Here is a 19,947-nt window from a genome sequence, read left to right as displayed (position 1 = left end):
CCGTTCGATGGCGGCTCTTCTGCCGCCGACACGCATTCCGACGTGGAAACGCCGTGGCTGCCCGGTCGAGGAGCACGAGCCCTGGGTTCATACCAAGCGGCGCTGATCCCGACCTATGGTCGGGATCAGCGCATCCGGCGGATGGCCGCCGCCCCGCGGTCGCGGGGGCAGCCGACGATGAGTGATCCTCATCGCCGACTGGTATCAGGCGCCTCTGGCGGGAGCGGCGCAACGCGAGGGGTCGGTGTCCGACCGGCGGTTCAACGTCGCTGGCGAAGTGGTCAGGACATGGGCGGGCGGTCATGGACCGCAGGTGGTGGAATACGATCGGGCGCGCGAGCGCGTTCGACTTCGCCGCCAGGGCGGAGGGGGTGATCGGATCGACCGGGTATCCCCGTCCGGGTGGCCGTCAGGTCTTGGCGATCGCCCGCTCCACGAAGGCGGTGACGCCGGCCACGTAGACCTGGATCGGCGTGCCGCGCTTCCGGTACTTGGCCCGCTTCACGTACCAGTCCTGCAGCAGCGGCTTGATCAGCGCCGCGGTCAGTTCGACATCCGCCACCGCGAAGACGCCGCGCTCGACGCCGCGGGCGAGGACGTCGCGGAAGATCCGCTCGGTCGCGAGTTCGCTCTCGGTGGCCAGCGTGCGCGCCGGGGCGGGAAAGCCCTTCGCCTCCATGAAGGCGAAGACGAACCACGGCTGCATCGATTCGGTGAGGCGGATATGCGTCTCGATCAGCCAGCGCAGATGCGCGGCCGGGTCCTCGGCAATCTCCGCCGGCACGTCGCGCAGCACGGTCTCGACCGTCTCGGCGACCGCCGTGAGGATCATCACCAGCAGCGTGTTCTTGTTGTCGAAGTACGAGTAGAGCCCGCCCATGCTGAGGCCCGAGGCCTTGGCCAGATCGCGCAGGCTGGTCTCGTGGAAGCCCTGCCGGCTCGACAGCTTGAGCACCGCCTCGATGATCCGCGCGAGGTTGGCGGTGGCGAGGTGCGGCTTCTGCACGCTCACCCGGTCGCGGTGGCGCTCCAGGATGCGTCCGCAGATCGCCTCGGTCGAATAGGCGTCGGGGGAACGGAGGGCTTCGGCCGGTCTCATCGATCCATCGTCGCGCATGTCCGCCGGTGTCGAGCGATCGGCGAAACATAGCCGGTTGCCAAGCGTGAAGCCAGGCGATAAAAAATTGAGCGCCCGCTCGATTTCCAATCCTCGAACGGCGGGAAGGCCGCGCCATGGACTTCACGATCAGCCCCCGCATCGAGGATTTTCGTGCGCGGATCGCCGCCTTCGTCGATTCCGAGATCGTGCCCCTGGAGAGCGATCCGGCGGCTTACGACGCGCACGGCAACATCGCGGCCGAGCCGCTGGAGCGGCTGCGGGGGCTCGCCCGCGAGCAGGGGTTGTGGTGCCTTCAGCTCAGGCAGGACACCGGGGGCATGGGTCTCGGCAAGTCCGGGATGGCGGTCTGCTACGAGGCGATGAGCCGCTCGATCTTCGGACCCGTGGTGTTCAACGCGGCCGCTCCTGACGACGGCAACATGATGGTGCTGGAGGCGGTCGCCACGCCGGCCCAGAAGGTGCGCTGGCTCGACCCGATCGTGCGCGGCGAGGTCCGCTCGGCCTTCGCGATGACCGAGCCGGCCCCGGGCGGCGGCTCCGATCCGTCGATGATCCGCACCCTCGCCGAGAAGCGCGGCGACCGCTACGTCGTGTCGGGGCGCAAGTGGTTCATCACCGGCGCCGAGGGCGCCGCCCACTTCATCCTGATCGCGCGCACCTCGGACGACGTGCGGAAGGGGCTGACCGCCTTCCTGTTCCACCGCGACCAACCCGGCTGGGAGATCGTGCGGCGCATCGGCATCATGGGCCCGGAGGAGCATGGCGGCCACTGCGAGCTCGCTTTCGACGGGCTTGAAATCCCGGCCGGGAACGTGCTCCTCAAGGAGGGCGACGGCCTCAAGCTCACCCAGATCCGGCTCGGGCCCGCGCGGCTGACGCACTGCATGCGCTGGCTCGGCCTTTCGAAGCGCTGCGTCGAGATCGCCCGGGCCTACGCCGTCGAGCGGCAGGGCTTCGGCGTGCGGCTGGCCGACCGCGAGAGCATCCAGCTCATGCTCGGCGACCTCGCCATGCGCATCGAGATCGGCCGGATGCTGGTGATGAAGGCGGCCTGGGCGCTCGACCGGGGCAGCTTTGCCCGCAAGGAGATCTCGATGGCGAAGGTGCACGTCGCCAACCTCCTGCACGCGGCGGCCGACACCGCGATCCAGATCAACGGCGCACGCGGCTACTCGAAGGACACGCCGCTGGAGTGGATCTACCGCTACGCCCGGCAGGCGCGCCTCGTCGACGGCGCGGACGAGGTGCATAAGATGGTGCTCAACCGCGCCCTCGACGCCGAGGGCGACGACTTCTGGCATTGGGACGTGGCCGGCCAGCCGGCCTGACGCCTTTCACCCACATCCGCCGACGAGAGAAACGGGAAGAAGATGTCTGATTCGGTCGTGATCGTTTCCGGTGTGCGCACCGCCATCGGCACCTTCGGCGGTTCGCTCGCGGCGGTGCCGCCGGCCGAACTGGCCGCGCGCTGCGTCGGCGAAGCCCTGCACCGCGCGGGCGTCGCCGGCGATCGGGTCGGCCACGTCGTGTTCGGCCACGTGATCCCGACCGAGCCGCGCGACGCCTACCTGCCGCGGGTCGCGGCGATGGAGGCCGGCATTCCGAAGGAGACGCCGGCCATGTCCGTGAACCGGCTGTGCGGCAGCGGCCTCCAGGCCATCGTCTCCGCCGCGCAGTCGATCCTGCTCGGCGATGCCGAGGTGGCGGTGGCGGGCGGGGCCGAGAGCATGAGCCGCTCGCCGCACCTGCTCGCGGCCGCGCGCTCCGGCCAGAAGATGGGCGACATCACGGCCGTCGATTACATGATCGGCGTGCTGAGCGACCCCTTCGGCGCTGGCCATATGGGCGTCACCGCCGAGAACGTCGCGGCGCGCTACGGCGTCTCCCGCGAGGAGCAGGACGCCTTCGCCGCCGAGAGCCAGGCCCGGGCCAAGGCGGCGATCGAGGCCGGCCGCTTCCGCGAGCAGATCCTGCCGGTCGAGGTGCAGGTGAAGCGCCGGACGGTGGCCTTCGACACCGACGAGCACCCCAAGGCGACGACGCCGGCCGATCTCGCCAAGCTGCGCCCGGCCTTCCGCAAGGACGGCTCGGTGACCGCCGGCAACGCCTCCGGCCTCAACGACGGCGCCGCCGCCCTCGTGCTGATGAGCGAGGCGCGGGCGAAGGCGGAAGGGCGCAGGCCGCTGGCCCGCATCGTCGGGTACGGTCATGCCGGCGTCGATCCCGACGAGATGGGCATGGGCCCGGTGCCGGCCGTGCAGCGGCTGATGGCGCGCACCGGCCTTCGCGCCGCCGATTTCGACGTGATCGAATCGAACGAGGCCTTCGCCTCGCAGGCCTGTGCCGTGTCGCGGGCGCTCGACCTCGATCCGTCCCGGGTGAACCCGAACGGCGGTGCGATCGCGCTCGGCCACCCGATCGGCGCCTCGGGCGCGATCATCGCCGTCAAGGCGCTCTACGAACTCGCCCGCATCGAGGGCCGGTTCGGCCTCGCCACCATGTGCATCGGCGGCGGCCAGGGCATCGCCCTCGCCCTCGAACGGATGCACTGACGGCCCGCATCGCGCGCCCGGAGCCCGGCTTCAACCGGGCCAGGCTCAACCACGAACGGGAGGGAGGCTTGAGCGGTTTGTTCGATCTCACCGGCCGGCACGTCCTCGTGACCGGCGCGTCGAGCGGTCTCGGGCGGCACTTCGCCGGCACGCTGGCGCGGGCGGGCGCCGAGGTCTGGAAGCCCGGTGAGGAGAAGCCGGTGGGCGCCTGAGGGTCGGTCCGGCGAGGCAGTTTCGAGAGCGCGGCCGTGGAGAGCGGTCGCGCATTTCTGCTTGTGCGGAGATTACGATGCCGCTTCGTACCGTACCCCTGGGAGCCCGGTGAGTCGAAGGCGTCTGGCCGCCATCCCGGCGCCTCTTTGACGCGAGGATCAGGCGATCGTCTCTACTTCGGGCCGCCGGCCTGCGGATCCTTCATCTGCGGAACCTCCAGGCCGTCGATCTTGTTCAGACCAGCCGCGTTGGGATCGCGCGCAGGTTGAGCCGTCCCGGTCGCGGCAGGGGTGTCGGTGATCCCACGGTCCGGAACCGGCATCGTGCCTGAGGGCGTCGCCGCAGACTGAGCCAGCGCGGCGCCACCCGCCATACTCGAAACAAGCGCTGCAACGAATAGAGCTTTCAGCATCCAAACCTCCTACGATGCCCGTCAACAACTGATGAGCGAAATGGTTTCCGGCCAAGGAATGGAAATTCGACAGTCAAACACGGATCCGATGAACCCAGGCTCGCAAGCGTGTGTTCGTGAAGGTGCAGAGCAAAAAATTCGACGGCCGAGCCCGCGGGTGGATGCGGCGCCGGGAAAAGCGCTCAGCGCGAGCGGCCGGGCGGCAGCATCATCGCGGTGTCGGGGTCGGACACGTCGCCTTCCTGCTGCTGGTCGAGCGTTAGATTGGCCGCCAAGTCCGGCGTTCTCCCCGCCATCAATTCCTGCGCTGCCGCCACCAGCTTCTCCCGCGCCTGCTCCGGCGTCAGTTCACCCCGCACCACCGCCTGGGCGAGATTGAGGCTCAGCACGTTCTCGGCCTCGCTCGCGCCGTAGGCGGTGAGGGTGCCCCGGGTTCGGTCCGGGATCACGCTGCCGTTGAAGGTCGCGACCGCGTCGTAGAAGTTGAGGGGCACCTTGTAGGGCAGGCGCTGTTCCAGCACGTCGCTGTGCTTGGCCGGAAAGTCGTGCTCCGCTCCGATCTTGTGCACCACGGTCCGAATCCAGGGGCCGTTGCGATGCCAGATCAGCAGGGTCGCCGTCCGTTCCTGCGGCGGACCGTACTTTTCCTCGATCGCTGCCGCAGCTTTTCGCGACGGGTCCGGCCAGTGTCGGAGCCGCGTCAAACGGAGACGGCACGCGGTCGCGTTGCCCCGGTTCCGTGCCGGGTATAGGCCGGGCACACGAGAATGGTTCCAGGGAGACACGCCATGGCGCATTCGATGTCGCTGGACGTGAACGGACGCACCGCACAGCTCACCGTCGATGATCCGGACACGCCGCTCCTCTACGTGCTGCGCGACGACCTCGGCCTGCACGGCCCGCGCTTCGGTTGCGGCCTCGGCCAGTGCGGCTCCTGCACGGTGCATATCGACGGTCAGGCCGTGCGCTCCTGCATCACCCCGGTCTCCAGCCTGAAGGCGGGCGCCCGGATCGTCACGCTGGAAGGCCTCGGCAGCCCGGACAAGCCGCACCCCGTGCAGGCGGCCTTCATCGAGGAGCAGGCGGCGCAGTGCGGCTACTGCATCAACGGCATGATCATGCAGTCGGCCGCCCTCCTCAACGGGACGCCGAAGCCCGACGAGGCCGCGATCCGGCAGGCGCTGGCCCAGAATCTCTGCCGATGCGGCACCCACCTGCGGATCGTGCGCGCCGTCCAGCGCGCCGCCGGCACGCTCTGAGGGGATCTTCCGATGAACGCGCGCCCGCTCTCCCGCCGCAGCCTGCTCCTCCAGGGCGGCGCACTCGTGGTCGGCTTCTCGCTGTCCGGCCGCAACGCCCTCGCGCAGCAGACCTTCGCGCCGGTGGCGACCAACGGCTTCTCGAAGCCCGTCGCGCCGGATCGGGTCGACAGCTTCCTGGCGCTCGGCGCCGACGGCCGCGCCACGATCTTCTCGGGCAAGGTCGATCTCGGTACCGGGATCGAGACCGCGTTGGCGCAGATCGCCGCCGAGGAACTCGACCTGCCCCTCGACCGCGTCACGGTCGTGCAGGGGGATACGGCGCTCACCCCCGACCAGGGGCCGACCTACGGCAGCCTCTCGATCCAGAAGGGCGGCGTCGAGATCCGGCAGGCGGCGGCGACCGCCCGCGCCCGCCTCGTGGGGCTTGCGAGCGAGCGTCTCGGCGTGCCGGCCGAGGCGCTGGCGAGCGAGAAGGGCACCGTGCGGCCGAAGACGGGGGGCAAGGGGCTGTCCTACGCCGAACTCGTGCGGGACGGCCGCCTCGACCTGAAGGTCGATCCGGCCGCCAGGACCAAGGACCCGGCGAATTTCGCTCTCGTCGGCAAGTCGGTGGCGCGGATCGACATCCCCGACAAGATGACGGGCCGCTTTACCTACATGCAGGATTTGCGCGTGCCCGAGATGGTGCATGCCCGCGTGGTCCGGCCGCCGGCCATCGGCGCCAGGCTGGAGAGCGTGGACGAGACCTCGGTCGCGGCGATTCCCGGCCTGATCGCGGTGGTGCGCCAGGGCAACTTCCTCGCCGTCGTCGCCGAGCGGGAATGGGCGGCCGTGAAGGCGGCCGGGCAGATCGAGGCGACGTGGTCGAAGTGGGAGGGGCTGCCGGAGCAGGACAAGCTCTGGCAGCACGTGCGCGCTGCCAAGGTGACGAAGGACGACGTCACCAGCAGCATCGGTGATGCCGAGGCGGCGCTGGGTCGGGCGGTGAGCAGGCTCGAGGCGAGCTACGACTTCGCCATCCACACCCACGGCTCGATCGGTCCCTCCTGCGCCGTCGCGGCGTTCAAGGACGGGCTGCTCACCTGCTGGACCGCCTCGCAGATGACGCACGCCCTGCGCAAGCAGCTCGCGGCGATGCTCGGGCTCGCGCCGGAGGCGGTGCGCTGCATCTACGTCGAGGGTTCGGGCTGCTACGGACGCAACGGGCACGAGGACGCGGCCGGCGACGCGGCGCTCCTTGCCCGCGCGGTGGGCCGGCCCGTGCGGGTGCAGTGGTCGCGCGCCGACGAGCACGGTTGGGATCCGAAGGGGCCGCCGACCCTGATCGACCTGAAGGCCGGGCTCGACGGCGAGGGCAACGTCGCCGCGTGGTCCTCGCAGTTCCACGTGCCGGAGGGCGCGGCCGGCAACGTGCCGCTGGTGGCGGCCGATCTCGCCGGGCTGCCGCACGAGACCGCGATGTCGCCCGGCAACATCATCCAGAACTCGGCGCTGCCCTACGCCTTCCCGAACGTGCGCACGGTGTGCCATCGCCTGGCCTCGACCCCGTTGCGGCCCTCCTGGATCCGCACGCCGGGGCGGATGCAGAACACCTACGCCAACGAGGCTTTCCTCGACGAATGCGCCGCGGCCGCCGGCGCCGACCCGCTGGCGTATCGCCTGCGTGCGCTCAAGGACCCGCGCGGCATCGAGGTGCTTGAGCGGGTCGCCGAGATCGCCAAGTGGCAGGCCCGGCCCTCACCGACGAAAGATGGCGCGGGCGACCTGCTGCGCGGGCGCGGCCTCTCTTACGTGAAGTACGAGCTGAACCGCACCTACGTGGCCGGGGTGGCCGAGGTCGAGGTCGACCGTCGAACCGGGCAGGTGCGGGTGCCGCGCTTCTTCGTGGTGCAGGATTGCGGCCAGATCATCAACCCGGACGGGGTGCGCAACCAGCTCGACGGCAACGTGATCCAGACGGTCAGCCGGGTGCTGATGGAGGAGGTCGCGTTCGACCGCGGCGCCGTGACGAGCCTCGACTGGGCGAGCTACCCGATCCTCACCTTCCCGGACGTGCCGGAGATCGTGATCGACCTGATCGACCGGCCGACCGAGAAGCCCTGGGGTGCCGGCGAGCCGTCCGCGGCCACCGTGCCCGCGGCGATCTCGAACGCGATCTTCGACGCGACGGGCGCCCGCCTGCGCTCCGTGCCGTTCACGCCGGCCAAGGTGAAGGCGGCCCTGCGGGCGACCTGACGAGGCGGACGCCCGTGCCGTCCGGTCCGGACCGATCCCCCCTGAGGCGTCAGCCCGGCCGACGGGCACGGGCCGTCCGCACCGCCTCGACGATCGCCGCGGCCCGATCCCGGATCTCCGCCGCCGGCCGGCCCGGAACGTAGAGGCTCGAACCGAGGCCGAACCCCGCCGCACCGGCCGCCCAATAGGAGGCGATCTCGGCCGGGCCGATGCCGCCGACCGGCAGGACGGGGGTGCCCGTCGGCAGCACGGCGCGCATCGCCTTCAGCATGGCCGGGCTCGCCGCTTCGGCCGGAAAGAGCTTCAGCCCGTCGGCGCCGGCCGCCAGGGCCCGGAACGCTTCGCTCGGCGTGAGGATGCCGGGCAGCGCGATCAGGCCGGCGGACTTGGCCGCCGCGATCGTCGCCGGATTGCAGTCGGGCGACACCGCGAGGCGACCGCCGGCCTCGACGACCCGCGCCACGTCGGCGGGGCCGAGGACGGTTCCGGCACCGACCAATGCGCGTCCTTCGAGCCGCGCCGCCATGCGCCGGATGCTGTCGAAGGGATCGGGCGAGTTCAGCGGCACCTCGATGCAACGAATCCCGGCCGCCACCAGGGCTTCGGCGGTCTCCTCGGCCTCGGACGGCCTGATCCCGCGCAGGATCGCGACGAGCGGCATCGCCGCCAGAACCTGATCGAAGGTCACGAGAGGTCTCCTGCGTCGTCGGGTCCGCGCAACGCGGCGATGTCGCGGCCGATCCGCCAGAGGCCGCGCGCGACAGCCGTCTCACCGCCCCGGATCTCCGCCGACGGGTATCCCGCCAGCGCCAGGGCCGCGGCGTAGCGCGTGCAGAGGGCTGCGGCCCCGATCAGGATGGGTGGGCCGTCGAGGAAGTCGTGCAGGGCGGCGATCTCCCCGCCGATCAGCAGGCCTGAGAGGTAGCTCTCGACCGCCTCCGGCTCCAGCGCGCCGAGCAGGACTTCGGCACGGGCCGAGAACAGGAGCCGCTCGATGCCGTCGGCGGCCAGGGCGCGCCGGACGCCCGCAGTGAAGGCGTCCGGCCGATCGCAGGCCGCCTGCGTCGCGACCTGACCGATCAGGGAATGGTCGAGCAGCAGGGCGTAGAGTTCGCCCGTCATCGCGGTCGCGAAATCCGTGATCCGCCCCTCCGTCAGCCGCGCCCACTTGCTGTGGGTGCCGGGCAGGACGAGGGTGCCGGCGGCGAGCCCCGCTCCGAGGATCTGGGTTTCCTCCCCCCGCATCACGCCCGCGACGCCGTCGCGACCGCGGATGCTGAGACCCGGCACCAGGAAGCAGGGGCCGATCTCCGAGGGGATCGCGACCGCGGCGGCGGCGAGATGGGCAGGGTCGGCCGGGCAGGGCAGGTAGGGCGCCTCGCGCCAGCCGCCGCGCCGGCCCGCCATGCCGGCCAGCACGATCGGAACGCGTCCGTCGGCCCAGCCCGCGAGGATCCCGGCCAGCGCCGGCTCGAAGGCGTCCGGACCGAGCGTGGCGGCCCCGGGCCCGCCGGAGCGGCGCCCCAGCACCGTCCCGTCCGGCCCGAACCGGTAGGCGCGCAGGTTCGACGAGCCCCAATCGACGCCGATCATGCCCTCACCCTGCGAAGGCGCGCGGCGGCAGGCCGCGCATGCCGGGATCGAGGACGAACAACGCCCCGGCCGCAGGCTCGTGCTCGCAGCCCTGCGCGGCCGAGGTGACGTAGAGCCGGTCGAGACCGGGACCGGCGAAGGCGCAGCTCGTGACGTTCGTGGCCGGCAGGGCGATCGACCGGAGAAGCGCCCCGCCCGGGTCGAAGCGGCTGATCCGGCCCCCGCCCCAATGGGCGATCCAGAGGCAGCCCTCCGCATCGGTCGTCATCCCGTCGGGATAGCCCCATTCGTCGGGGAAGCGCAGGAAGTCCCGCTTGCGGGAAAGCGCTCCGTCCTCGCCGATGTCGAAGGCGAAGACCGTCCGGGCCGCGCTGTCGCCGTGATAGAGGATCCGCCAGTCCAGGCTGAAGGTCGGGCCGTTGGCGACGCCGTAATCGCGGTCGTGGCAGTGCCAGGTCAGGTCGGGATCGAGCCGATGCAGGGCGCCCGACGCCGCCGCGTCGGCGCAATGCTTGCTGCCGGCCCAGATCCGTCCGGCGAAATCCACCTTGGCATCGTTCAGCCGGTTGTCCGGATGCTCCGGCTCCGGATCGCCGAGACGTTCCAGGCTGCCGGCCTCAGGATCGAAGAAGGCGAAGCCGCTCTTCAGGCCGACCACGAAGTCGGACCGGTTCGAGCGCGGAATGATCCAGCCGACCGGCTCCGGGACGCCATGGCTGCCGGTCCGGCCGCCGGCCAGGTCGAGCCAGCGGATCGCCGGCGCCTCGATATCGACCCAGAACAGATGCCCGCGCTCCGGCACCCAGACCGGCCCTTCGCCGAGCCGGTCCCGCTCCGGGCGGGCCACGATCTCGACCGGCACCGTTTCCGTCCGCACCATTCCTCTCTCCTCTTCGGCCGAGCCGCGTCGGGCCGCGTCGGGCCGCGTCGGGCCGCGTCGGGCCGCGTCCGTCAGGGCGTGGCCGGCCGAACGGCGGGCGGGACGGCGGTGTCGGCGGCCGTCCCCTTCGTCCGGCAGCCCCAGAGGGCATAGAAGAGGACGTAGAGTTCGCAGGCGGCGGTCAGCAGGAACGAGTGCTGCAGCCCGAACCGATCGGCGATCCAGCCCTGCACGACGACGAGGGCGCCGCCCGCGATCGCCATGATCAGCAGGCCCGAGCCCTCCTCGGTCAGCGGTCCGAGGCCGCGGATGCCGAGGGTGAAGATCGTCGGGAACATGATCGCGTGGAACAGGCCGACCGAGATCAGCGCCCACATGGCGAGCGGGCCGGTACTGAAGCTCGTCACCAGCATCACCGCGAAGGCGCCGGTCGCGGCGCCGGCCAGCACCGCCTCGGCAGGGATGCGGCGCATCACCCAGGCCCCGGCGAAGCGGCCGACCATCATGCCGCCCCAGAGCAGGAACAGGTAGTGCGAGGCCTGGGCGTGGGTGAGGTTGCCGATCGTGGGCTGCGAGACGAAGTTGATGAACAGGTTCGACACGCCGATCTCGGCGATCAGGTAGATGAAGATCGCCGGCACCCCGAGGACGAGGTTGCGGTGGCGCCAGAGCGAGTGCGAGGCTCGCTCGGCCCGGGCGAGGCGGCTCGTGGCCGTCCCCATCGCCGGCAGCGCGGCGCGCGCGATGACGACGGCGAGCACCACCAGGGTCGCGGCCACGATCAGGTAGGGCAACTGCACCGCCTGCGCGTCGGCGAGCCGCTCGGCCGCGCCGAGGGGCGCGGCGTCGCCCACGACGTTGCCCGAGGCGGAGCGCCCGAGGATGAGGTAACCGCCGAAGAGCGGCGCCAGCGTCGTGCCGAACGAGTTGAAGGCCTGGACGAGGTTGAGCCGCGAGGAGGCGCTCTCCGGCGGCCCGACCACCGCGACGTAGGGATTGGCCGCGACCTGAAGCTGGGTGATCCCGCAGGCGATCACGAACAGCGACGCCAGGGTGATGTTGTAGGAGGGAATGCGCGCCGCCGCGACCATCCCGAGCGTGCCGAGCGCCATGATGCCGAGCCCCACCACGAGCGCCCGCTGGTAGCCGATGCGCTCGATCAGCTTCGCGGCCGGCAGGGAAGCGACGAAATACGCGATGAACCACACGGATTCGATCAGGGTCGTCTGCGTGTAGTCGAGGTCGAACACGTTCCTCAGATGAGGGAGCAACGTGTTGTTGATGACCGTGATGAAGCCCCACATGAAGAAAAGGCTTGCAAGGAGTGTGAGGGCGGGCCGGTAGGACGCGCCGTCCCTCTTCGTACCCGTTGTGCCCGCGGGCGCAGCTCCGCCCGGAATTGCTCCAGCCATCGAACGTCTCCGCTCCCGTCGCGGCCCCTGTCCCGGGGCCTCGTCATTGTCAGGTCTATTTGTATGAGTATATAAGCCGCCGTCAACCGCAACGTGCCGAGCGACGCATCGGAGATGCCGCGGGGCTGCACGCTGGAGAGGCGGGACGGGAGGAGCGGACCATGCGCGGGTGGAGAGCGGCCGTCGTGGGAATCTGCGTGTTGCCGACGGCAACCGCGGCCGGTGAGGCCAAGCGGACACCGTTCGGGACGCTGCCGGACGGACGCGGCGTCGACGAGGTGACGCTGACGAGCGGCCCGGTCACCGCCCGCGTGATCACCTGGGGGGCCCTGCTGCGTACCCTCGACGTGCCGGACCGCTCAGGCAAGCCGGCGGACGTCGTGCTCGGCTACGCCGACCTGAAGGGCTACTTGGACAAGCCGAACTATTTCGGCGTCAGCATCGGGCGCTACGCCAACCGCATCCGCGCCGGCCGCTTCAGCCTCGACGGCAAGGCCTACACGCTGGCCACCAACGACGGGCCGAACGCGCTGCACGGCGGCCGCGAGGGCTTCGACAGGCGGCTCTGGACGATCACCGACCTCTCCGGCGGCGCGACACCCTCCGTCACCCTGCGCTACGTCAGCCCGGACGGGGAGGAGGGCTATCCCGGCGCCCTGACGGCGAGCGTGACCTACGCCCTCGACGCCGCCGGCACGCTGACGGTCGCCTATCAGGCGACCACCGACCGGCCGACCATCGTCAATCTGACGAATCACAGCTTCTTCAACCTCGCGGGCGAAGGCTCCGGCCGCTCGATCCTCGACCACGTCCTGACGATCCCGGCCGAGCGCTACACGCCGATCGACGCGACCCTGATCCCGACCGGGGAGCTCGCCCCCGTCGCCGGCACGCCCTTCGATTTCCGCAAGCCGACGGTGATCGGCACGCGCATCCGCGACGGGCGCGACCCGCAGATCGTGCGCGGGCGCGGCTACGATCACAACTACGTGCTGACCCAGGCGCCGACGGCGGAGCCGCATCCGGTCGCCCGGGTCGAGGATCCGGTCTCGGGCCGCGTGCTGGAGATGGCGAGCAACCAGCCGGGCGTGCAGTTCTACGCCGGCAACTTCCTCGACGCGACGGCGATCGGCAAATCCGGCCTCGCCTACCGGCAATCGGACGCCTTCGCCCTCGAACCCGAGCTGTTCCCCGATACGCCGAACCAGCCGGCCTTCGGCTCCGCCCGGCTCGATCCCGGCGCGACCTACCGCAACGTCGTCACCTACCGCTTCTCGACCAGCCCCGAATCGAACCGGACCGCCCGATGACCGACGTCTCCCACCCCCGCCGGCTGCGCTCGCGCGCCTGGTTCGACAACCCCGACAACATCGACATGACGGCGCTCTATCTCGAGCGCTACCTCAACTTCGGCCTCAGCCTCGAAGAGCTGCGCTCGGGCAAGCCGGTGATCGGCATCGCCCAGACCGGCTCGGATCTCTCGCCCTGCAACCGGCATCACCTCGTCCTGGCGGAGCGCATCCGCGAGGGCATCCGCGAGGCCGGCGGGATCGTACTCGAATTTCCCGTCCACCCGATCCAGGAGACGGGAAAGCGCCCGACCGCGGGGCTCGACCGCAACCTCGCCTATCTCGGCCTCGTCGAGCTGCTGCACGGCTATCCCCTCGACGGGGTGGTGCTGACCACGGGCTGCGACAAGACCACGCCGGCCTGCCTGATGGCGGCCGCCACCGTGAACATCCCGGCCATCGCCCTCTCGGTCGGGCCGATGCTGAACGGCTGGCACAAGGGGCAGCGCACGGGCTCGGGCACCATCGTCTGGCGGGCGCGCGAGATGCTGGCGGCGGGCGAGATCGACCAGGAGGGCTTCGTCAAGCTCGTGACCTCGTCGGCGCCCTCCACCGGCTTCTGCAACACCATGGGCACGGCCACGACCATGAACACGCTGGCCGAGGCGCTCGGCATGATGCTGCCGGGCAGCGCCGCGATTCCGGCGCCCTACCGCGACCGCCAGGAGGCGGCCTACCGCACCGGCAAGCGCATCGTCGCGATGGTGGCGGAGGATCTCAAACCCTCCGACATCCTGACCCGCGACGCCTTTCTCAACGCGATCGTCGTCAACTCGGCGATCGGCGGCTCGACCAACGCGCCGATCCACCTCGCGGCGATCGCGCGCCATATCGGGGTGGAACTGTCCATCGACGACTGGCAGACCTACGGCTTCGACGTGCCGCTCCTCGTCAACCTGCAGCCGGCGGGCACCTATCTCGGCGAGGACTATTACCGCGCCGGCAGCCTTCCGGCGGTGGTGGCGCAGCTCATGCGCAGCGGCCTGATCCGCGAGGCGGCGATCACCGTCAACGGGCGATCGATCGGCGAGAACTGCCGCGGCGCGGCGATCGAGGACGCGGACGTGATCCGGCCGATCGACCGGCCGCTGAAGGAAGCCGCCGGCTTTCTGGTGCTGCGCGGCAACCTGTTCGACGCCGCGATCATGAAGACCAGCGTGATCGGCGCGGAGTTCCGCTCCCGTTACCTCTCCAACCCGGCCGATCCGGACGCCTTCGAGGGCCGTGTCGTCGTCTTCGACGGACCCGAGGACTACCACGCCCGCATCGACGACCCCGCCCTCGACATCACCGAGGAGACCCTGCTGGTGATGCGCGGGGCCGGGCCCGTGGGCTATCCGGGGGCGGCGGAGGTGGTGAACATGCGCCCGCCCGCGTATCTGATCCGGGCCGGCGTGCACGCGCTGCCCTGCCTCGGCGACGGGCGGCAATCGGGCACCTCGGCCTCGCCCTCGATCCTCAACGCCTCGCCGGAAGCCGCCGCCGGCGGCGGGCTCGCCCTGCTGCGCACCGGCGACCGGGTGCGGATCGACCTGCGCCGCGGCACCGCCGACGTGCTGATCGGCGACACGGAACTCGCCGAGCGCCGCCGCGACCTCGCGGCCCGCGGCGGCTATCCCTACCCGGCCTCGCAGACGCCCTGGCAGGCGATCCAGCGCCAGGTCGTCGGGCAGATGCAGACCGGCGCCATCCTCGAGGGAGCGGAAGCCTTCCAGCGCATCGCGCAGACGAGGGGCCTGCCCCGCGACAACCATTGATGCCGACTTGCGTGCGGCCCGACGGCGGGCCGGGCCCATGCATCCGGCACCCGCCGCGCGCTCACGCCTTCATCGACATCTCGGTATCGGCGAGCGCGAGGCGGACGAGTTCGGTCATCGCCGCGCGCGCGGCGGCCGGATCGCCGGCCACGATCGCCTCGTAGAGGGCGCGGTGATCGGGCATCGGATCGCGCGGCAGGGTCTGGCGCCGCTGCTTGAAGATCGTGGTCCAGGTCACCGCCGCCACGATCGAACTCGACAGGGTGATGAGGGGGCCGTTGCGGGTCGCCTCCAGGATCGTGTGGTGGAAGGCCTGGTCGGCGGCGCGGCCCGCCTCGGCGGCGAGGCCGTGACGCCCCATCTCCTCCAGGGCATGGCCCATCCGGGCGATGTCGAGCCCGGTGCGGCGCTCGGCGGCGAGCGCCGCCGCGGCCGGCTCGACCACCATGCGCAGCTCGAACAAGTCGCGGATGAAGGCCTCGCTCGGCTCCGCCTCGAAGGCCCAGGCGAGGATGTCCGGATCGAGCAGGTTCCAGCGGTTGCGCGGGCTGACGCGGGTTCCGGTCTTCGGCCGGCTCTCGACCAGCCCCTTGGCGCTGAGGATGCGCACCGCCTCGCGGTAGGCGGTGCGCGAGACCTTGAGCTGCTCCGAGAATTCGATCTCGCCCGGCAGGACCTCGCTCGGCGCGTAGCGGCCGGCCAGGATCGCGACGCCGATGTCGCGGGCGACCGAACCGTGGATCCGCTGCCCGCCCGAGGCGAGCGGCAGTTTGATGGCCTCGTATCCGGCTGCGCGCGCCACCCGTTCTCCTCCCCCCGGCATTGTTGCGGCTGCGATCCGAGCCCGTCCCTGACCCTCACGGCCCGAGAGACAAGGTTCGAGAGACAATAGCTGCCCTTTGCAGGCGCGCAAAACGGATACCGCCTTGGGCTGAGCGGGAGCGCGAATCAGGGCCATCGCTCGAAGCCGCCTGAGCGGCTTCGCGGCGCCAAGGGACACGACCAAGCGCGCCGCGCGGAGCGGGCTTCTCAGGACCATGGTCCTGAGAGCCTGTTCGACTGCGGTGATCCCATCTCTCCCCTCAGGATGAGGGTGGGGATGGGAGCATGGCCTTCTCGCCTTGCCGTTGCCTGGCGAAGACACGTCGGCCGGTCAAACAGGCTCTGAGAAGCATCGAGCGGAGCGAAAGCCTGAGCCCGCGGAAGCCGGCGCCGGCGACCGAGGCTGGCCAAGAAAACCCTGGCCAAGAAAACCAGGGCCATCGCTTGAAGCGATGGCCCTGGAGCGCGAGTGCACGGCGCTTGCGGAATGCGGCGAATCGATCTAATTTAATTGTCTGAGTAAATGAAATGGAGAAAGCGTTGGTCGAGGGCTCGATCCTGATCGGTGCGGAAGAGATGCGGGCTGCGGAGACGTTCCGGGGCGTGGAGGCCGCGACGGGCGCGCCGCTCGAACCCGCCTTCGCCGCGGCCGGCCCGGCCGAGGTCGGGCGGGCCTGCGCCCTGGCAGAGGCAGCCTTTCCGCGCTTTTCCGAGACGGAGCCCGCCCTGCGCGCCCGCTTCCTCGATGCCGTCGCCGAGGCGATCGCCGATCTCGGCCCCGACCTGATCGCGCGGGCACAGGCCGAGACCGGCCTGCCGCAAGCGCGCCTGGAGGGCGAGCGTGCCCGTACCCTCGGTCAACTCCGACAGTTCGCCGGGCTCGTGCGTTCGGGCGATTGGGTCCGCGCGACGATCGACGCCGCGCTGCCCGATCGTCAGCCGCTGCCGCGGCCGGACCTGCGCCGCCGTCATGTGGCGCTCGGCCCCGTTGCCGTGTTCGGCGCCTCGAACTTCCCTCTCGCCTTCTCGGTGGCCGGGGGCGACACCGCCTCGGCCCTGGCAGCCGGCTGCCCGGTCGTGGTCAAGGGGCATCCGGCCCATCCCGGAACCGGCGAGAGGGTGGCGCGCGCGGTCCGCGCCGCGGTGGCCGCCCTCGACCTGCACGAGGGCGTGTTCTCCTACCTGCCGGGACCGTCGCAGGCGCTCGGCACGGCCCTGGTCGCCGATCCGCGCATCAGGGCCGTCGGCTTCACCGGGTCGCGCTCGGGCGGTCTCGCGCTGATGCGGGTGGCCGCGCAGCGTCCGGAGCCGATCCCGGTCTACGCCGAGATGAGCGCGGTCAACCCGGTCATCCTGATGCCCGCCGCCCTGCGGGCGCGGGCGAGCGACCTCGGGGCCGCCTTCGTCCGGTCCCTGACCCTTGGGGCGGGGCAGTTCTGCACCAATCCGGGCCTGCTGATCGGGCTCGCCGGGCCGGACCTCGACGCCTTCGCGGGCGCCGCCGGGGAAGCCCTGCGGGCCACCGCGCCGCACGGGATGCTGACGCCCGGCATCCACGACCGCTTCACGGAGGCCGTGGATGCGATGGCGGCCCGCGACGGCGTCGTCACGCTGGCGCGCAGCGAGGGCGGCCCGGGTCGGGCGCCGACCGCCCTGTTCCGCACCGATGCGGCCCGCTTCCTCGCCGAGCCGGCGCTTGCGGAGGAGATGTTCGGCCCCGCCGCGATCCTGATCGCCGCCGCCGACAGGGCCGAGATGGTGCGGGTGATCGAGTCCCTCGAAGGGCAGCTCACCGCGACCCTGCACCTCGACCCGGCTGACGGGCCCGACGCCGCAGGGCTGGTTCCGCTGCTCGCCCGCAAGGCCGGGCGCGTCCTCGCCAACGGATGGCCGACCGGCGTCGAGGTCGCGCCGGCGATGGTGCATGGCGGCCCGTTCCCGGCGACCTCGGACGGGCGTACCACCTCGGTCGGCACCCTGGCGATCGAGCGCTTCCTGCGGCCCGTCTGCTATCAGGATCTGCCCGACGCGCTGCTGCCCGCCCCTCTCCGCAGCGGCAACCCCTGGCACCTCGCCCGACGCATCGACGGCGCCCTGCACTCGGCCTCGGACTGACCGGGCGCCACCAGACAGAGCAGCCGGCTCCCACGAGGATCGGCGCCGGGAGGAACGGCATGGTCTCGTCACTCATACAATATCGCCTGTCGGACGGTCGGCGCGGGGTCGCCGCCCTGGCCGGAGATCGGGCGCGCACGGTGATCGGCGTCACCAGCGTCCTGGCCCTGGCGCAGGCCGCGCTGGCGGCCGGGCACGACCTCGCCGCGGCCGCCGCGGCGGCCGGGTTCGGCGGCACGGTCGATCTCGACGCGGTGACGCTGCTGCCGCCGATCGACCATCCGGATCCGGCGCACCTGCTCCTGAGCGGCACCGGGTTGACCCATCTCGGCTCCGCCGAGGGGCGCAACCAGATGCACCGCGCGGTCGCCGAGAACCCGGCTCCGACCGATTCCATGCGGATGTTCCTGATGGGCGTCGAGGGCGGCAAGCCGGCGCCCGGAACGATCGGGGTCCAGCCCGAGTGGTTCTACAAGGGGGACGGCACCGGCCTCGTCGCCTCCGGCGAGCCTCTGGTCTCGCCGGCCTTCGGCCTCGACGGCGGCGAGGAGCCGGAGATCGCAGGCATCTACCTGATCGATGCAGCGGGCCGGCCGGTCCGCCTCGGCTTCGCCCTGGCCAACGAGTTCTCCGATCACGTCACCGAGCGCGGGAACTACCTCTGGCTCGCCCACTCCAAGCTTCGCCCGGCGGCGCTGGGCCCGGAACTCCGGCTCGGCGCGCTGCCGCCGGACCTGCGCGGCACCAGCCGCATCCTGCGCGACGGCGCGGTGCTATGGGAGAAGTCGTTCCTCTCGGGCGAGGCGAACATGTCCCACACCATCGCCAACCTGGAACACCATCACTTCAAGTATGCCGCCCACCGCCGGCCCGGCGACCTGCACGTCCACTTCTTCGGCACGGCCACCCTGTCCTTCAGCGAGGGCGTGACGACGCGGCCCGGCGACGTGTTCGAGATCGAGGCGGCGCCCTTCGCCCTGACGCTGCGCAACCCCCTCTCCGTCGCCCCCGAAGCCGCCGTGGCCGTGAGGAGCCTGTGACCATGGCGGCTCTCGCGACGCCGATCCGCATCGGGCTGGTGGGACTCGGCAAGATCGCCCGGGACCAGCACCTGCCGGTCATCGCCGCCTCGCCCGACTTCACCCTCGCGGCCGTGGCGAGCCGCAACGCCGGGCTCGACGCGGTACCGAACTACCCCACCCTCGACGCGATGCTGGCCGCGCCGGTCCTGCTCGATGCGGTCGCCATGTGCCAGCCGCCGCAGGTCCGCTTCGCGGCGGCGCGCACGGCGATCGAGGCCGGACGGCACGTCTTCCTGGAGAAGCCGCCCGGCGCGACGCTGGCCGAGGTGGAACTCCTGCGCGACGCCGCGCGGGCGAACGGCGTCAGCCTGTTCGCGAGCTGGCACTCCCGCTGCGCGCCGGGCGTCGAGCCGGCACGGCGCTGGCTCGCGACCCGCCGCATCCGCGCGGTCACGATCGCCTGGAAGGAGGATGTGCGGCACTGGCATCCAGGCCAGGACTGGATCTGGGAGCCCGGCGGGATGGGCGTGTTCGATCCGGGCATCAACGCCCTGTCGATCGCCACCCACGTCCTGCCGCCCTTCTTCCTCACCGATGCGGTGCTCTCCGTGCCGGAGAACCGTCAGGCGCCGGTCGCCGCGGAACTGACCTTCGCGGATGCCGAGGGAACACCGATCCGCGGGGAATTCGACTGGCGCCAGACCGGCCCCCAGACCTGGGACATCCGGGTCGAGGCCGAGGACGGCATCCTGCTCCTGTCCGAGGGCGGCAGCCGCCTCACCGTCGACGGCGTGGCGCAGGTGCTCGAGCCGGAGGGCGAGTATCGCGGCCTCTACGACCGGTTCGCCGAACTGGTGCGGACGGGCGAGAGCGACGTCGATCTGCGCCCCCTGATCCACGTCGCCGACGCCTTCCTGCGCGAACGGCGCCGCAGCGTCGCTGCGTTCGAGGACACGTAAGATCGATGAAACGGATCAATCGATTCGATGGACCGACTGAGAGCCTGTTTGACTGCAGTGATCCCCTCTCGCCCCTCATCCTGAGGTGCCGCGTGAGCGGCCTCGAAGGATGAGGGTTCAGGATGGGAGTAGGACCTTCCTCTCGCCTTGCCGTTGCCTGACGAAGACACGGCGGCCGGTCAAACAGGCTCTGAGATAAAGCAGATTTTTCACGATAAAAAACAGATATTTACCTCAATCTTGC

The 19,947-nt window shown here is 71.0% G+C and carries 17 protein-coding genes and 1 pseudogene; 10 read left to right on the top strand and 8 right to left on the bottom strand.

All coding sequences use genetic code 11. From position 1 onward, the window contains the following. Positions 1-409: 409 nt before the first annotated feature. Entirely contained in the window at positions 410-1,099 is a 690-nt protein-coding gene (locus tag PGN25_06780) for a TetR/AcrR family transcriptional regulator (protein MEH3117305.1), read from the bottom strand. A 134-nt stretch (positions 1,100-1,233) separates the two neighbouring features. Between PGN25_06780 and PGN25_06775 the strand changes: the two genes are divergently transcribed. The 3 genes and pseudogenes from PGN25_06775 to PGN25_06765 all read left to right on the top strand — a co-directional run bounded on the left by PGN25_06775 (position 1,234) and on the right by PGN25_06765 (position 3,848). Continuing rightward, complete coding sequence (locus PGN25_06775) at positions 1,234-2,448, top strand: acyl-CoA dehydrogenase family protein (protein MEH3117304.1); 1,215 nt, start codon at positions 1,234-1,236, stop codon at positions 2,446-2,448. A gap of 42 nt (positions 2,449-2,490) precedes the next feature. Further along, a complete protein-coding gene (locus PGN25_06770; GenBank protein ID MEH3117303.1) occupies positions 2,491-3,672 on the top strand; it encodes an acetyl-CoA C-acyltransferase family protein in 1,182 nt (393 codons plus the stop codon). A gap of 68 nt (positions 3,673-3,740) precedes the next feature. Further along, a pseudogene (locus PGN25_06765) lies at positions 3,741-3,848 on the top strand (2-deoxy-D-gluconate 3-dehydrogenase). 209 nt (positions 3,849-4,057) lie between these two features. Here PGN25_06765 and PGN25_06760 read toward each other — a convergent pair. Further along, positions 4,058-4,297: a hypothetical protein gene (locus tag PGN25_06760; protein ID MEH3117302.1), complete on the bottom strand. Its 240-nt coding sequence runs from the start codon at positions 4,295-4,297 to the stop codon at positions 4,058-4,060. A gap of 182 nt (positions 4,298-4,479) precedes the next feature. Further along, positions 4,480-4,869: a hypothetical protein gene (locus PGN25_06755; protein MEH3117301.1), complete on the bottom strand. Its 390-nt coding sequence runs from the start codon at positions 4,867-4,869 to the stop codon at positions 4,480-4,482. Positions 4,870-5,085: 216 nt separating this feature from the next. Between PGN25_06755 and PGN25_06750 the strand changes: the two genes are divergently transcribed. Continuing rightward, positions 5,086-5,556: a (2Fe-2S)-binding protein gene (locus tag PGN25_06750; GenBank protein ID MEH3117300.1), complete on the top strand. Its 471-nt coding sequence runs from the start codon at positions 5,086-5,088 to the stop codon at positions 5,554-5,556. 12 nt (positions 5,557-5,568) lie between these two features. Continuing rightward, positions 5,569-7,794 carry a molybdopterin-dependent oxidoreductase gene (locus PGN25_06745; GenBank protein ID MEH3117299.1) on the top strand — a complete coding sequence of 742 codons (2,226 nt, stop codon included), beginning with the start codon at positions 5,569-5,571 and terminating at the stop codon, positions 7,792-7,794. 49 nt (positions 7,795-7,843) lie between these two features. Here the strand turns inward: PGN25_06745 and PGN25_06740 are convergent, their stop codons facing one another. The 4 genes from PGN25_06740 to PGN25_06725 all read right to left on the bottom strand — a co-directional run bounded on the left by PGN25_06740 (position 7,844) and on the right by PGN25_06725 (position 11,571). After that, positions 7,844-8,482: a 2-dehydro-3-deoxy-6-phosphogalactonate aldolase gene (locus PGN25_06740; protein MEH3117298.1), complete on the bottom strand. Its 639-nt coding sequence runs from the start codon at positions 8,480-8,482 to the stop codon at positions 7,844-7,846. Then, entirely contained in the window at positions 8,479-9,387 is a 909-nt protein-coding gene (locus PGN25_06735) for a 2-dehydro-3-deoxygalactonokinase (GenBank protein MEH3117297.1), read from the bottom strand. Before PGN25_06735 ends, PGN25_06740 begins: the two co-directional genes overlap by 4 nt. 4 nt (positions 9,388-9,391) lie before the next feature. Further along, positions 9,392-10,267, bottom strand: coding sequence for an SMP-30/gluconolactonase/LRE family protein (locus tag PGN25_06730; GenBank protein MEH3117296.1), 876 nt, complete (start codon positions 10,265-10,267; stop codon positions 9,392-9,394). A 71-nt stretch (positions 10,268-10,338) separates the two neighbouring features. Continuing rightward, positions 10,339-11,571, bottom strand: a complete 1,233-nt coding sequence (locus tag PGN25_06725) for a sugar MFS transporter (protein ID MEH3117295.1) — start codon at positions 11,569-11,571, stop codon at positions 10,339-10,341. 308 nt (positions 11,572-11,879) lie between these two features. Here PGN25_06725 and PGN25_06720 point away from each other — a divergent pair, with 308 nt between their 5' ends. Both PGN25_06720 and PGN25_06715 read left to right on the top strand, forming a co-directional pair. Then, positions 11,880-12,989, top strand: coding sequence for a galactose mutarotase (locus tag PGN25_06720; protein ID MEH3117294.1), 1,110 nt, complete (start codon positions 11,880-11,882; stop codon positions 12,987-12,989). After that, positions 12,986-14,785 (top strand): dihydroxy-acid dehydratase family protein, encoded by a 1,800-nt coding sequence (locus PGN25_06715; GenBank protein MEH3117293.1) that lies wholly within the window; start codon positions 12,986-12,988, stop codon positions 14,783-14,785. The genes PGN25_06720 and PGN25_06715 overlap by 4 nt, the downstream gene beginning before the upstream one ends. 61 nt (positions 14,786-14,846) lie before the next feature. Here PGN25_06715 and PGN25_06710 read toward each other — a convergent pair whose 3' ends face one another. Then, on the bottom strand, positions 14,847-15,587 hold the full coding sequence (locus tag PGN25_06710; GenBank protein MEH3117292.1) for a FadR/GntR family transcriptional regulator: 741 nt from the start codon (positions 15,585-15,587) through the stop codon (positions 14,847-14,849). Positions 15,588-16,135: 548 nt separating this feature from the next. Between PGN25_06710 and PGN25_06705 the strand changes: the two genes are divergently transcribed. The 3 genes from PGN25_06705 to PGN25_06695 are packed head-to-tail and all read left to right on the top strand — an operon-like array spanning position 16,136 to position 19,703. Then, positions 16,136-17,722, top strand: a complete 1,587-nt coding sequence (locus PGN25_06705) for an aldehyde dehydrogenase (NADP(+)) (protein MEH3117291.1) — start codon at positions 16,136-16,138, stop codon at positions 17,720-17,722. Between the two features lie 59 nt (positions 17,723-17,781). Continuing rightward, positions 17,782-18,762, top strand: coding sequence for a GguC family protein (gene gguC / locus PGN25_06700; GenBank protein ID MEH3117290.1), 981 nt, complete (start codon positions 17,782-17,784; stop codon positions 18,760-18,762). A gap of 2 nt (positions 18,763-18,764) precedes the next feature. Further along, a complete protein-coding gene (locus PGN25_06695) occupies positions 18,765-19,703 on the top strand; it encodes a Gfo/Idh/MocA family oxidoreductase (GenBank protein MEH3117289.1) in 939 nt (312 codons plus the stop codon). The last annotated feature ends 244 nt before the right edge of the window (positions 19,704-19,947 follow it).

This window comes from Methylorubrum populi (genome assembly GCA_036946625.1).
Classification (GTDB): Bacteria; Pseudomonadota; Alphaproteobacteria; order Rhizobiales; family Beijerinckiaceae; genus Methylobacterium; species Methylobacterium populi_C.
The sequence above is the reverse complement of the archived record's forward strand: the minus strand, read 5'-3'. Positions and strand labels throughout refer to the sequence as shown.